Genomic DNA, 14,291 nt, shown 5'->3' with positions numbered 1-14,291 from the left:
CTTTTTGAGACAGCCTCTTTTTAAGTTTTTAATCTTTCGATCTGTAGCCCGTAGGGGAATAACACTCTTCTGGCAATAATCTCTTTATCAGAGTTTTACAAACTTTCGTTTTCCCAACTCACTGAATCCCTCACTGGTTTGACATACGTTTTAGCTGCAATTGCTATACAACTTAAATATAGCAAATTGCGTTAAACTTGGCAAGTTAAAATTTAAAAAAGCCTCCTGATCTTTCAAACAGGAGGCTAACAAACACTTCGAAACAAAATGTCGGTGCAAAAGCCAATAATTAAGATGTGCCAGATTCTTCCGAAAGAATAGGAGGCTACAAAACTTGGTACCTTGATCTTGGGCACTAAAATTTTATTGCAGAGAAATTCGTTGTCGACGATCTGAAACAAGGTTGAGGGGAATGTTGAAGGACTGAGATGTGAGAATTAAATGCAGAAAAGTCCGGCCTCGCAAAAGGGTGTTTTCCCTTTTTTAATTCATGCGGATGATATATTAAAGGACACGTTAACCAATAAATTTTTTGTACAATTGTGTTTGTCTCACGAAAAAAAGTATAGAAAGGCTCGATGATGCTCGAACCATCGAAAATCACTGCCACAAGAGGCTGATCTGGCGTTGCTAAGAGAAAAACCGATTGAATTCCTCGTCCGTATAACTTAAAATGTGTAAATCTATCGGCCAACAAACAAGGATACACTTGACCTGAAGATGCGCAACCGTTATGTCGATTGTCTTGTCCAGAGAGTCTTCACCTCTAACAGAGAAATGTCACTAGACCTCCTATTGCGATGAAAGAACTGAGGTACAGCCAGTGGAACGCAAAGTTTTCACTTATTTAGAGCATTATTGTCATAATTTTCACTTGCATGTACACATCGAGGAATAATATGCATGTATTGGATTAGGAATCGATGCGTAACTATAAATTCCGGAACCGAAGGAAAATAAGAACAGCACTCTTGCGAAGATAAAACCTTTGACTATTTGTCTCACGTTATTAGGCAAAGTGTCTGCTTTGTATCGCTGAAAATCAAAAAAATATACAGTGTTTATCTAAGGAATTTCTGTTGTTTTTGGACTCCAAAACAACAGAAAAGATATATCAGTTCATTTTTTTTCTTAAAAAATACTAGAAGAAAGCAAAAATAAGCAAAATGGTTAAGACCATTCATATACAGTAGTTTAGAAAACGTGAGGCAAAATTTGGAAGTAGGTGTCCGACAAGTTTTGGGCTTAAAATTACAAGGTTAGGTTACTAAATCGTTACTGAGTACAACCAACCGAATGATAATATAACAATCTATATTTCAGTCATTTGAACAAATTTTCATATTCCCTTGTAACTCAATAAAATTTAATTTTAAACGTTAAACAATTGAGTTATGGAACAAGAGAAAAGATCCACGTTCAAACTGCTTTTCTACCTGAAGAAGAATGAACCTAAGAAGAACGGAAACGTGCCTGTTATGGGACGTATCACTATTGACGGAATACCAAAATCCTTTAGTACCAAACTGGACATCAACCCCAATAATTGGGATTTAAAGCACGGAAGAGTTTTAGGTAAAAGTGCCCAGGCCCTGGGTACCAATCTCAAATTGGACAATATTCGTGTGCGTATCAACAAGATTTACGATGATATGCTCAAGGATGAAGGCTTTGCAACTGCACAAAAAGTAAAGCTGTCCTTTTTAGGGGTTGGTGTAATGGATGATGCCATTCTTAAAGTATTTAAAGAACAGAATGAGGATTTTGAAAAGATGGTCACTTCACGCCCCGTGGGGCGGTGAAGCAAGCCTTGACACAGTTCATTTTACAGACCCTTTCTCTTTCCAATAGCATCTCCTCGATCTGCTTAGGGGTTTTATACCGCAGAGCAGAATGTATTCTTTGGGTATTGTAAAATCCCTTTAATGTATCAAAAGATTTCCAATCTAGCTGACTGCTGATCCATTAATTTTCTATGGTAGACAATTTCAGCTTTTAATGTCTTGAAAAGCTCTCAGCTGCTACGTTGTCCCAGCAATTCGCCTTCTTGCTCATGATTTGAAGTCTCCTGTTTTCTACAATTATCTTCCTGAATTCATCGCAAGCATATAGCATCCCTATATCCGAATGGAAGATAAGGCCAACTTTGACACCTCCGTTTCTAATAGCCATCCTGATGGCTTCTACGGTAGTGTTTGTAGCGGTCATGTCAGTGCTCAAAGACCATCCGATCACTTTTCTGTCCGCTAGATCGATGAATGTTGTTAGATAAAGCCATCTTGTACTTGTATGGATGTAAGTAATGACTCCATCCCATTTCTACGACAGGGAATCCGCCGAAAGATCTCTTTTGAGGAGATTTTCAGCTATCCTGTAGCTATGGCTCGAATCTGTGGCCACCCTAAATTTTTTCTTCACCTTACTTCGTATTCCATGTTTCTTCATCAACCCTTCAACATAGCTTCTTGACACCTTTTCACCTTTTTTGTGCAGCTCTGCGGATATCCGTGGGCTACAATAGATATACTTACTATCCATGTGTGCCTGATTTATTTTATCCACGAGTGATTTACTTTGCTGTTCCCTAGGTGACTCGGGAGAAACTTGCCAACGGTAAAAACAACTGCTGCTAACGTTCAATACCTCGCCATCTTCTCTACGTAATTTACCTCTCGGTTAGCCTCTATGAATCGGTATATGTATCGTCTCCCCTGGAGAAGATGGCTATGACCTTTTTTAATATATCACACTCTAACTCTGCATCTCTTAATTTTTTACGTAAAATCCTCAACTCCTGTTCCCCAGTGCTAATTTTAGGATTATCAGGGAAAACTTTATCCTCATTATAATGAGGGTTTCTACACCTCTTACTGAGCAAACTGGGTCCTATATCCAGCTCCTTTGCAACTTCTGCCACTGACCCTCTAACAACGCTCAGATCCACTGCCATTATCTTAAATGAATCATCAAACCTTCTATGCAACTCTACAAATTTTAAATTACTTATTAAATCTGTCTCGCACCAAAAGTAGCAACTCCACACGATGCTGTCTATGATTCAACTGATATAGATTTACCTACAGAAAGTTAGTCTTAGTATTCGACTTTTTGTCAACTGACATTAAAAATATTGCCGAAGAATCGAGATATTAGCCCCTTTCGGGAATGATTGCTACGGTCTGAACATCTCCTGTACACAAAAAGGTTGGAAAAAATAAGTTAACTTACCGCTATCAGAATTCACGAAGCCCCTGTTGCGCGACTGGCCCATTATTCCGATATTTGCTTTTTTACATGCCGGCATGCAGTATTATCCCGTACCTGACAGTTTATCTCCATTGATTGAGTCCATCTGGTCGTTCGAAAGCCCGGAGCAGCTCCCCGAGCACGAGCAGGCCCTAGTGATCCCGACCGGTAAATGCGTATTGCTGTGGAACTACCAAAGTACTTACGAGCATGTCGTGGACGACACGGTCTTTCATCATCCGCTGTACGACCTGCATCTGGTGGGCCCTCACAACAAAAATATTGTGCTCCGCGGTTCTGTCCCGGTCAGCTCCATCGGCATCACCTTCAGGCCCTATGGCTATTATGCCATCGCAGGTGCTGCCATGCCCACATTAGTCAACAGGGTAGCGTCCATCTCCCGCCTGAAGCGGGACGGCAGCATGGTACTGGACTCCTGCACTGGTTTGCCTGCGGACAGTATCGGTTCGCTGCTGCAGCTGCTGGCCGAGCGGATACAGTTTGCAGCCGATGGGCGCGTCATCAGTGCAGTGGATGCCATCGACCAGCATAAGGGTAATATCCGAATCCGGGAGGTATTCGAAAATATTCCCGGCTCGCAGAGACATCTCAATAAGCTGTTCAAGCAGCAGGTCGGCCTGACACCGAAAGAATATGCTTCCATCGTGCGCCTGCAGGCGATGTACAACCTCTATATCCGTGATCATCAAAGGGAAAACAAAGACCATCTGTATGACCTTTACTATGACGAATCCCACTTCCTGCAAAACTTCCGCAAGGTATTCGCACAGCGGCCCCGGCAGTTCATGCGCGCCCCCAACCAGCTGGGCAATGCCTTCAACAAATAACGATAGGTCTACTTTTTCCTATTTTGCCATCCCGGGGAGCTGTTACTTTGCAGAAAAAAACACACAATCATGAGATTAAAACAAGTAACAGATACCGCCAGCGCCTTGCTGGCCTTCAAAGCGGCCTCAGGCTCCATTCCCTTTGCGGAAGAGGTAGCCGCCTATTTCGGCATCGAAATCCCTGCCGCTCCGCAACAGGATTTTGGTTTCTGGGCAAGCGTGGTGCACTTCGAAATGCGGTACCGCTCCCTAGATTACTTTCTGGAAAAGACCTCAGCACCTACCGTACTCGAGCTTTCCGCGGGCTTCTCGTTGCGCGGTCTGGACTACGCCCGCAAGCACCCCGACGCCAGCTACATCGACACGGACCTGCCGGCCATCATCAGCCAGAAGAGTGATATGCTGAGTACCATGCAGCAGGCTGTCCCGCAAAACCTGCAGTTACAGCCGCTCGACGTCCTGCACGCCGAAAGCAATCCGGAGACCAGCAGCGACCTCGCCATCATCAATGAGGGGCTGCTGCTGTATTTCGACGATGAAGACAAAAAGCAGATCCTACAGCATATCCGCAGGCTGCTCGAGCGGCAGGGCGGCACCTGGACCACCGCCGATATTTATATCCGGCATGAGACCCATGCCGTGGGAAGCGACAGAGACGGACAATGGAACGATTTCTTCCGGAAAAACAACGTGCACGCCAACTACTTCGAGTCTTTCGACCAGGCCGAGCAGTTCTTTTATGATCAAGGCTTCCGGGTGCTCGAAAAGTACCCGCCCGAATTTGACAAATACAGCAGCCTGCACAAGCTACTGGCGGCAGCCACGGGTGAACAGCTGGAGCTACTCAAAAGCCGGGGCAAAGTCCAGGAGACCTGGCAACTGGGACTGAGGTAAGTCCCCCGCCTCAATGGCTGACAAGCAGCCTTTACATACACTACCTTCCGGAAACATACCCGGAGGTAGGCCGCTCTGCTTAGTTACCTGATGCTTGCGCAATACCAGTGCGCATCTAGCCTACAGGCTGATCTAGATTCCTAGATTCACAACACACTGGTTCTAGTAGGCGTCGCCTGCACTGTTGGCCGTCACCTCCGGATCCTGCTGGTACAGCGAATAGTTGGTCCAGGTCATTAAGCTGTAAAGCTGTTTCAGGAAATTGATTAAATTTTAAAAGAAATGTGTAAACTTATTTCAGGACGAGTCATTAGAGCAAGCAGAAGTTGGGCAGAGCCCTACTTTTCTTGCCCCATACCCTGCAAATGGGGTTTAGAGTATCCTCCGGGGATACTCTATAGCCTCTACAATATCGTAAAGCTCATTTTTGGTATACTGAGTAGTATACTTTAAATCATATGCGATTCCTTAACAATAGGCCAGATAACTATATAAAAATATGAGGAGTTAATAAGGGGACTGCATAAAAAACTCCTGCCTGTCATTGGGAGACTAAAGCAGGAGTTTCATTATAAAACCTAAATATGAAAAAATTCATTAAAGAAGATGAAACGCCTTGGCGTCCTTTCTCTCTTTAATATACAAAAAAGTTGAAAACCTCAGACAGATTTGCCGAATATAACTTCTTACACTAAACAGGCCATATCCATCTTTTTATTAAGAAAATATTTTTTCGCTAAATTAGAGTTATGGCATTATATTACTTTAAACCCAGAAGAGCTTTCGATTTCGATCCACATCCATTTAAACTGGGAACTATCATGGGACTTAAAAGGGGCTATGAAGACAATCATTTCCCACTGAAGATATACGGTATGAAAGAGAAATCTTTTGATGATTACTATAGGTACCATCTAAAATATTATCTATCGGCTGGAGACCGAACAGAGAAGGAGTTCTTTTCCCACCTTTGGTACATCGTTTCTACCAGGATAGATTACTTCAATCACCAGAACCCATTTTCCAAGAAACATCCACTTTACGTTTCCAATATCAAAAAGCTGAGCGGATTTCTGGATTTCCTATCACCAAAGGACAGGTGGAATGTTCGCCCAAATGATATTCTTCTCAAGGAAAAAGATGAACTGATCGCAAAACTACAGGAGGAGAATAAAAAGCTATCCGATTTCACGATAATGCGCAAGATCGAAATATACGATGATTATCATACCACAGTGATCGACCTATTTCAACAGATGCAAAAATTAAAGCTTCCTAACGGCGCCCCCTTGTTACGAAAGGATATGCTCAGTCCCTATTATAAAATTGTGTCCAATTATTTTAGCAATAACAAAAAGAAGATCAGTATAGATACTGCTAAAAATTATTTTGTAGGTAAAGATAATTCACAGAAGGAAGTAAAAATTCCAGAAGATCGGCAACTATTCGTCATCGTTCCTAAAAAGAAGGATTGATCCCATCCTGTTTGATCCCTGAACATGACCATCGCGCCGAGTTGGTCATCCAAACTTCATCGCCAGATCCCAACTTTGTAGCAGTGGCCCCGCGTATAACCGGGGTACATATTGTTCACAAAATTGGTATACCATGCTATTAGACATCCTGACAAAAGAAGACCTGTCGCAGTTCAAGAAAGAACTGCTCGAAGAAATCAGACAGATCCTAACAAACGAAAAAACTGACGCCGAAAGGGAATGCTTCCGCAGCCGTGAGGTAAGAAAGAAACTGAAAATATCTCCGGGTACGCTACAAAACCTGCGGATCACAGGCACGCTCCCATTCAAGAAAATCGGCGGTAGCATTTATTATCGCGCCAGCGATGTGGATAAGATGATGGAAGGAGGAGAAGGTAATGGATAACAATACACAAGACCATGACTTTGAAGTTTACTTTGAGCACATCGCAAAAGATAATAGACTGCTGCCATCACATATCGAACTGGTTATGGCACTTTTTTATTTTCATAAGCAACCCGGCTTTCATGATTTTTTCTATACCAGCCGCAGGAAACTGATGCATTTTTCGCGGATCCGTTCAATCGCTACCTATCATAAATGCCTTTCCGAACTCGTCTTATATGGCTATCTGGAGTACATCCCCTCCTGGCACCCTACCAGGGCCAGCAGATTTAGGTTTATCGCTAACAATAATTCTGACAGCAATGGCTAGATCTAATGAAAACACAAGACGCGTCCGCTTCTCTATGGAAGTGAATCGCAGACTTGAACATCTTTCCCCTAAACTCGGCAGGACAAAACTTCTATTCCTGATAAAGATGTTTAATTATTTCAATAGAATCAAAAAGGATACTGCCGATCTGAATGACGGGGTGCTGAAAAATGAACTTTACAGTGGCGTATACTTTCCTTTCTCCAAAAGCAGGAATCCGGTCTCCCTGAGTTCCTATGTACCCCTTGATAGGAGAGCTAACCGCTCCATAATTAAAATAATTTGTAAAAACAGACGGGTTTATCCGGAAAAATTTGTAGACCAAAGCTTTTTTGAAGAGTTTAGTAGGAAATTTTTGAAAAAAGTAATTATAGCTTTCCAATACAAATCTGAAAAATCTGTATTTTTACTTAAATTAGTTTGAAAAATTCGCATAAATACACTTTGTTAGTTTGAAAAATTTGTGCTGACATGTTGATTACTATAATTAATCTCAAAAGTTTGTAAAGATCATGGACAAGGATATCCCATTACACCTACAGGAGATACTGTTTTCTTCCAGCGATTCCAACATAAGCAGAGCCATTGGCAAGCTTGTCAAAGAAGGAAAACTGAAGAAGATTGCACCGAAGATATATACCCCAAATTTGGAGGAAGCTCCGGAGGCTATCGTGCTTCGGAATAGGTTCAAGATCATCGGGCATCTATATCCAGGTGTTTTGCTCAGTCACCGCTCCGCCCTTGAATTTAAACCTACTGATACTGGTGATATCTTTCTAACTTATTCCTATGATAGAAAGGTCAAACTCCCGGGCCTTACGTTGAACTTAATGCAGGGACAAGGGCCACTCCCAGGAGATTTACTTTTTTCCGATGGACTCTATGTCTCAGGACAGGACCGTGCATTATTGGAGAATCTTCAGGAATCCCGTAAAGTTGGAGGGGAGTCCAAAACATGGACAATTCCTCAGATAGAAGAAAAATTGGATCAGATCGTACGGGTTAAAGGCGAACAGGGACTAAATGAATTGCGGGACCGTGCAAGTGAAATCAGTACCAGGCTGGGTATGGATAGGGAGTTCGATAAGCTGAACCGGATGGTCGGCGCAATGCTGTCGACTAAGCCCTCGGGTATCCTGAAATCCCCGGTGGCCATTGCCCGGGCATTTGGGCATCCGTATGATCCGGCACGGTTGGACCTCTTCGAAAAGCTCTTTGTGGAATTGCAGCAGCGTGAGTTTGCGGATATATATGACGCAAACCAAACAACCAGGGCCTTCCGCAATTTTGCCTTCTACGAAGCCTACTTCTCTAACTTTATCGAGGGTACCCGTTTTGAGGTAGAAGAGGCTCTGAAGATCATTGATAGCGGAAAACCCTTGCCCGCAAGGGGAGAAGATTCTCACGATATACTGGGAACTTACCAAATGGTCAGTAATCGTGAGGAAATGCAGGTTGTCCCCAAGAATTCTGATGAGCTCATTCATATCCTTCGCTATCGGCATAAGACCATGCTAACTGCCAGACCTGACAAAAATCCGGGCGAGTTCAAGGACCGCAACAACCGGGCTGGTGATACTGAATTTGTCGACCATGAGCTTGTTGGAGGTACATTGGTACAGGGGTTTGATTTCTACAGAGCATTAAGGCACCCTTTTGCCAAAGCTGCATTCATGATGTTTATGATCAGCGAGGTACATCCCTTTTTGGATGGAAATGGGAGATTGGCGAGAGTGATGATGAATGCTGAGCTGACCAGCCAGGGACAGACCAAGATCATTATACCAACCGTTTTCCGGGACGATTACCTTGGCGCACTCAGACAATTGACACGCAGGCAGGAACCTGATACCTTTATCCGAATGTTGCAAAGAGCACAGTTGTTCAGCGAAACGATTAAGGGAGAAGATCTCTCCGCTATGCACCATGTGCTTGAAGCGAGTAACGCTTTCAAAGAAGACGACGGGTATATTCTTCGAATTGCTACCCCAGACCGAAAGCCATGGGAACAGGATGACGATGGACAGGACAGGGGTAGTAGTCTCAGACGTTAATTTCTCAAATAAGTCTTGAGAAAATTAGTTGAATAGGTGATACAAAATACCACATTTTAGCATTTTGCAAATCCTATTTTGCGCTATCCCCAGATTTGGAAAGAAAGACCGAGTTGCGAAGGTTGTTCTCCCTTTACCCTGCAATGCCCCAATTGAGGCATTGCAGAGTAAAGGCAAGATGGTTTTCGGGGTCCCCGAAAACACAACTTGCGCGTATTAAAACACTTCATTTTTTTGTACTCAGAACGAATCTCAGTTCCAAACAGCGTGATTCGATAGCAGGAGGGCAAGCCTAATAGCATAAAAGCAATATTGCCCAATAGCTTATCTTCCTAGTACCCTATTCGAAAGTTTGTTTATTATGTTCCTTGTTAAGATTCTTTAACTGTTGCTGGCATATCAGATGGGTCTAGAACATCGCTCAGCTGAACAGCATGGATAGCTTCCGTATAGTAATCCACTCGGATAGGGCCCGTCAATTTTCTGGCTGGTAGTGATAATACCTCCTGTAGGATTGATCAGGCTTATCCGGTACTAGGTACAGGCATGTCGGTTCATTGAGCAATTGGCGATAAATAAACTATTATATCTAAATTTCTAAATTCTTACTACAAATATGTAATATGAAAGCGATGTATGAAAACATCACTTTCTTCCTGAATTAAGCAATATTTCTTCGACTATGATTTGCCTTTATTAGAGTAAGCACCTTAGGTGGCCCATAGCGCTGCGATTTTAGCATGACCTGTTGGCGCAGTTTTATTCTCGATCGTTCTTTCCAGTTTTTCCATGTCTATTGCGACCCTATTGTCCAATAACTTCGCATAATGCTGCGTAGTCTTAATGTCCGTATGTCCAAGCATCTTGGAAACAGTTTCGATAGGTACACTATTTGCCAATGTAACAGAAGTGGCGAACGTATGACGTGATTTGTGAAAAGTGAGTTCTTTTGTTATCTCACACACATCCGCTATTTCTTTAAGATAGCTGTTCATTTTCTGATTGCTGAGAACTGGAAGAACCATATCCTTGGCTATGCACGGCGGATAATCACGATACCTTTCAATGATTTCAAGAGCTTTGGGAAGTAGTGGAATATTTGACGACGTTTCGGTTTTTTCTCTGCTGGTGAAGATCCAGAGTTTTCCGTCCACTCCTTCAGAAATATCAATCCATTTTAGTTTCTTTACATCTGCATAGGAAAGTCCAGTGTAACAACAAAAGACAAAGATATCGCGGACATGTGCAAGTCTTGGTATTTTGAAGTTCTTTTCTTCTATCCTTCGAAGTTCCGCATCTGTCAGAAATTCCTTCTCTTTAGCTTTGACCTTGATCTTATAAAAGGCAAATGGATCGTCCGTTATCCATCTGTGCGCGATACATACCTTGATGATCTTGCGAAGGTGCTTCATGTATTTTGCTGCCGACACGGCTGAACAGCCTATCGTGGCACGAAGAAAGAATTCGTAGCCTGTGACAAAAGCATGGTCAATCTTTCTTGTGTCGATATCTGCTAGTCTAAATTCTTTCTCAAGGTATTCACAAACATGCAATAAAGAGGTTTTATATCCTTTGAGTGTATTGGGCTTGAATCCATTGCCGAGCAATGCTTCCATCTGCATATTATGCTCCCTGAAGACATCTAAGAAATTTTTACATTTAGTATCCTTTCCCTGATACTTAAGTTTGATCGATTCCGCTGTGATTTCCTCTGCGGCAGCCGTCATAGCGGTATGGATCGTACTTATTTTAGTTACGAGGGTATCAAGATAGCTGTTCAGGGTCTTGACAGCTTCTGTTGTGCCTTTCACACGGTTGGCTTTAGAATTCCATTTGGACGGATAGCATTCTCGTCCAGTGGAAACTTCTTTTGGGATACCATCTACGGTAATCCGCATGTAGATCGACTTGGGGCCGCTAACATAATTTTTTGGTTTCTTCAGATAGAAAAGCAAGGAATAATTTGTACTCATGACAACATCATTTAAGTGAAACAAAATTAGCCTTGCAACTAAAACAGATCAAGATGTTTGATTTTTAAACATCTTGATTATAAGAATGTTATTGTCATTTCAGTGTTGAGTAAATGAGCGAAAATGACTCACTGAATGACTCACTTTTTTCTTTGGATTTATTATAGGTTTTGTAGATACTGAAAAACAAAAAAGCCTGCAAATGTTTAATTTGCAGGCTTTTGTACGTTTTGACTTTTAGATCTGTAGCCCGTAGGGGAATCGAACCCCTGTTTCAAGAATGAAAATCTTGCGTCCTAACCCCTAGACGAACGGGCCGTTTTCTGTTTCGGTGTGCAAATATAGAAATATTTATAAATCTGTCAAAATTTTTATCTTTTTTTTATTCATTTTTTTTGAAATAGATCATAAAACCCTCTAAAATAGCTATATTTAAAGTCATTGAAAAAGTAACCAACATGACTAATTTAAAAAAAATCAAAAAACCGTTACTCTATGCCGGACTAGGCTTGGCTTTGTTAAGTCAGCAAGCCTATGCTCAGAAATCGAGTGCAATCGCAGATCAACTGCAGCTCACCTGGAAGGTCAAAGACGGAGAGAATATCCGTAAAAATCCGGTTTCTACCCTAATTTTAAAAAACAAGGGGAAAAGTGCTGTTCAACTCAACGACTGGAGCCTTTGGTTTAATTTTATCCGATCTATCGACCCCGATAAGGTCGACAAACGTTTTGCGATAGACCACCGAAACGGGGATCTCTTTCAGGTTAGCTTTAAGAAAAATAACTTTTCATTAAATGCGCAAGATACGATCCACATTGATTTTATCACAACCGGACTGGTCAATTATACGGATGGGCCAATTGGTCTATACCTAAAAAATAATAAAACTGGGCTTGCAACAAATATTTCGGATTATTCTGCTGTTAAAATCGCTCCCCAGTCGGACGCTGAAAAAACAGATTACTTTGCTTATAAATACGATCAAAACAAGCTTGTGGAGGGGACAGCAGCACAACATGTCATTCCTTTACCAAGTAATATCAGCATCAATAATAACGAGAAATTCAATCTATCGACAGGTACAAAACTTTTTGTCGATAAGGATTTTGCGAGCGAATCGAACTTTCTGACAAACTTTTTTTCAGCATATTCAGGTATTAAGCTAACGGCTTCATCTAGCCCTCAGGGTGGCATCGAGATTGTCAAAGCAAATAACTTAAAGCCGGAATCCTATCACTTGACGATTGGTACAAAAGGTATACGAATAGAAGCTTCCGATAAAGCCGGTGCATTTTATGCCATACAATCTTTAAAATCGTTGATCAATCACAATCAATGGAATAAAGCCACAAAATCAATCGCTTTACCATACGGTAACATTGAAGATAGTCCACGTTATGGCTACCGTGGATTTATGCTGGATGCTGCCCGTAATTTCCATAGCAAAGCCGAGGTTTTAAGAATATTGGATCTCATGGCTTCTTACAAGTTGAACAAATTCCATTTCCACTTCATTGACGACGAAGGTTGGCGATTGGAAATTCCTTCGCTACCTGAATTAACGGCTATCGGAGCCAATCGTTCGGCTAATTTTGAGGATGGAAAAGCGATACAGTCTGCTTATGGTTCTGGAGCGACCACCAAATCGCATCAATTCTACAGTGTTGCTGACTATATTGAAATTTTAAAATATGCACAGGCAAGACATATCGATGTCATACCCGAAGTAGAAACTCCTGGTCATGCGCGTGCAGCGATTAAAGCAATGCGGGCGCGTTTTGCCCATTATTCAAAACTTGGCGATAAACAGAAGGCAGAGGAGTTCTTGCTGGACGATGCAGAGGACAAGTCCGTTTACAACTCTGCACAAAACTGGAATGACAATGTCATGAACCCTTCCCTACCTTCAACCTATCACTTCCTGAGCAAGGTGATCGATGAAATCAAAGCAATACATGATCAAGCTGGAGTTCCGTTGAAAATTATCGATCTGGGCGGCGACGAAACGCCAAGTGGTGTTTGGGAGAAATCGCCCAAGGTGTTGGCCTTTATGAAGGAGAATAATATCGCCAATGTACTCGATGTATGGCCACTGTATATTGCCAAAATTAATAGCCTTGTTCAAGAAAAAGGATTGACGATGTCGGGATGGGAAGAAATGGGTATGCGCAATAAAGGAAAAGGCATGGTTGTAAATGCCGATCTGGGAAAATCCGGCATCCATTTGAATGTATGGAACAATCTCCCTGGCCAAGGACAGGAAGACCTCGCTTATCGATTGGCAAATGCTGGTTATAAAGTTGTTTACACGAGTGCGGCAAACAACTACCTCGATATGTCTTGGGACCGTGACTTTGCAGATCCAGGACACAGCTGGGTAGGCACGGTTAATCTGAATAGAACCTATTCGTTCTCTCCTGAAAATTTCTTCATCAATCTACGGAAGGATGATACTGGAAAAGATCTTAAACCAGAGGCTTACACCAATAAAGAACAGCTTACAGCTGAAGGGAAGAAAAATCTCCTTGGTATTAAAGGTGCTTTATGGGCAGAAAAGGTATCCACTGACCAGCGTCTTGAGGAAATGATATTTCCACGATTAATAGCGATTGCCGATCGCGCTTGGGCACCTGAACAGGCCTGGGAAAAAGGGGATTCTTTCGACGAAGCTACTTACCGCAAATCGTATACCGCCTTTATCAAAAAATTAGGTGAGGATGAATTGAGAAAACTGGATAGGGTAAATGGGGGCTATACCTATCGACTTCCAAAAATTGGGATCAAGAAAGAGGGCAGCCAACTTCTTATCAACACCGATTATCCCGGTTTCAAAGTCTATTATAGCGATAATGGAAGTACGCCAACATTGAAATCAAAAGTGGTGAACGGTCCGATACCTTTTCAGAACGGAAAAAAATACTTATTTAAAGTATTTGATGCCAAAGGACGGTCAGGTGATGTAATCAGCTATTAATTCATCGGGATTCATCATGGTGAACGCTATTGGTGTCGATAACGCAAAAAAAAGCTGCCTAAAATAACATCAGTCGATCCAGCGTCCACTAGATGAAAGGATACTTAAGC

Annotated in this window: 12 protein-coding genes and 1 tRNA gene; 8 read left to right on the top strand and 5 right to left on the bottom strand. The window is 42.2% G+C overall.

The annotated features are described in order from the left end of the window. The first annotated feature begins 1,394 nt into the window (after window positions 1-1,394). Entirely contained in the window at window positions 1,395-1,802 is a 408-nt protein-coding gene (locus B3297_RS22770; RefSeq protein WP_070565854.1) for an Arm DNA-binding domain-containing protein, read from the top strand. Between the two features lie 193 nt (window positions 1,803-1,995). Here the strand turns inward: B3297_RS22770 and B3297_RS24925 are convergent, their stop codons facing one another. From B3297_RS24925 to B3297_RS22760, 3 genes are all read right to left on the bottom strand, one after another. Then, complete coding sequence (locus B3297_RS24925; RefSeq protein ID WP_159333489.1) at window positions 1,996-2,304, bottom strand: DDE-type integrase/transposase/recombinase; 309 nt, start codon at window positions 2,302-2,304, stop codon at window positions 1,996-1,998. A 15-nt stretch (window positions 2,305-2,319) separates the two neighbouring features. Then, window positions 2,320-2,562, bottom strand: a complete 243-nt coding sequence (locus tag B3297_RS22765; protein WP_262886153.1) for an IS3 family transposase — start codon at window positions 2,560-2,562, stop codon at window positions 2,320-2,322. Window positions 2,563-2,683: 121 nt separating this feature from the next. Next, the gene (locus B3297_RS22760) at window positions 2,684-2,983 is read right to left on the bottom strand and encodes a transposase (protein WP_145328042.1); all 300 of its coding nucleotides are present in this window, start codon (window positions 2,981-2,983) and stop codon (window positions 2,684-2,686) included. Window positions 2,984-3,302: 319 nt separating this feature from the next. On the opposite strand from B3297_RS22760, the gene B3297_RS22755 reads away from it, so the two are divergent. The 6 genes from B3297_RS22755 to B3297_RS22730 all read left to right on the top strand — a co-directional run bounded on the left by B3297_RS22755 (window position 3,303) and on the right by B3297_RS22730 (window position 9,233). After that, window positions 3,303-4,094 carry a helix-turn-helix domain-containing protein gene (locus tag B3297_RS22755; RefSeq protein ID WP_159332614.1) on the top strand — a complete coding sequence of 264 codons (792 nt, stop codon included), beginning with the start codon at window positions 3,303-3,305 and terminating at the stop codon, window positions 4,092-4,094. A 69-nt stretch (window positions 4,095-4,163) separates the two neighbouring features. Then, window positions 4,164-4,988: a class I SAM-dependent methyltransferase gene (locus B3297_RS22750; RefSeq protein ID WP_159332613.1), complete on the top strand. Its 825-nt coding sequence runs from the start codon at window positions 4,164-4,166 to the stop codon at window positions 4,986-4,988. Window positions 4,989-5,737: 749 nt separating this feature from the next. Next, a complete protein-coding gene (locus tag B3297_RS22745) occupies window positions 5,738-6,463 on the top strand; it encodes a TMF family protein (RefSeq protein WP_159332612.1) in 726 nt (241 codons plus the stop codon). Between the two features lie 133 nt (window positions 6,464-6,596). Next, window positions 6,597-6,869: a helix-turn-helix domain-containing protein gene (locus B3297_RS22740; RefSeq protein ID WP_145328040.1), complete on the top strand. Its 273-nt coding sequence runs from the start codon at window positions 6,597-6,599 to the stop codon at window positions 6,867-6,869. Between the two features lie 218 nt (window positions 6,870-7,087). Continuing rightward, window positions 7,088-7,603 (top strand): hypothetical protein, encoded by a 516-nt coding sequence (locus B3297_RS22735; RefSeq protein WP_070565847.1) that lies wholly within the window; start codon window positions 7,088-7,090, stop codon window positions 7,601-7,603. Window positions 7,604-7,691: 88 nt separating this feature from the next. Next, a complete protein-coding gene (locus tag B3297_RS22730; protein WP_070565846.1) occupies window positions 7,692-9,233 on the top strand; it encodes a Fic family protein in 1,542 nt (513 codons plus the stop codon). Window positions 9,234-9,943: 710 nt separating this feature from the next. Here B3297_RS22730 and B3297_RS22725 read toward each other — a convergent pair. Beyond that, window positions 9,944-11,206 carry a site-specific integrase gene (locus B3297_RS22725; protein ID WP_145328039.1) on the bottom strand — a complete coding sequence of 421 codons (1,263 nt, stop codon included), beginning with the start codon at window positions 11,204-11,206 and terminating at the stop codon, window positions 9,944-9,946. 246 nt (window positions 11,207-11,452) lie between these two features. Next, window positions 11,453-11,524, bottom strand: a tRNA-Glu gene (locus tag B3297_RS22720). A gap of 140 nt (window positions 11,525-11,664) precedes the next feature. Here B3297_RS22720 and B3297_RS22715 point away from each other — a divergent pair. Beyond that, window positions 11,665-14,181 carry a family 20 glycosylhydrolase gene (locus B3297_RS22715; RefSeq protein ID WP_286779540.1) on the top strand — a complete coding sequence of 839 codons (2,517 nt, stop codon included), beginning with the start codon at window positions 11,665-11,667 and terminating at the stop codon, window positions 14,179-14,181. Window positions 14,182-14,291: the final 110 nt, after the last annotated feature.

Source organism: Sphingobacterium sp. UBA3519, assembly GCF_002377215.1.
GTDB classification, from domain to species: domain Bacteria; phylum Bacteroidota; class Bacteroidia; order Sphingobacteriales; family Sphingobacteriaceae; genus Sphingobacterium; species Sphingobacterium multivorum.
This window is presented reverse-complemented; position numbering and strand designations above follow the sequence as displayed.

Coding starts and splice junctions, on each gene's coding strand:
- B3297_RS22770 (WP_070565854.1), top strand. CDS start 1,395: ATGGAACAAGAGAAAAGATCCACGTTCAAACTGCTTTTCTACCTGAAG.
- B3297_RS22755 (WP_159332614.1), top strand. CDS start 3,303: ATGCAGTATTATCCCGTACCTGACAGTTTATCTCCATTGATTGAGTCC.
- B3297_RS22750 (WP_159332613.1), top strand. CDS start 4,164: ATGAGATTAAAACAAGTAACAGATACCGCCAGCGCCTTGCTGGCCTTC.
- B3297_RS22745 (WP_159332612.1), top strand. CDS start 5,738: ATGGCATTATATTACTTTAAACCCAGAAGAGCTTTCGATTTCGATCCA.
- B3297_RS22740 (WP_145328040.1), top strand. CDS start 6,597: ATGCTATTAGACATCCTGACAAAAGAAGACCTGTCGCAGTTCAAGAAA.
- B3297_RS22735 (WP_070565847.1), top strand. CDS start 7,088: ATGGCTATCTGGAGTACATCCCCTCCTGGCACCCTACCAGGGCCAGCA.
- B3297_RS22730 (WP_070565846.1), top strand. CDS start 7,692: ATGGACAAGGATATCCCATTACACCTACAGGAGATACTGTTTTCTTCC.
- B3297_RS22725 (WP_145328039.1), bottom strand. CDS start 11,206: ATGAGTACAAATTATTCCTTGCTTTTCTATCTGAAGAAACCAAAAAAT.
- B3297_RS22715 (WP_286779540.1), top strand. CDS start 11,665: ATGACTAATTTAAAAAAAATCAAAAAACCGTTACTCTATGCCGGACTA.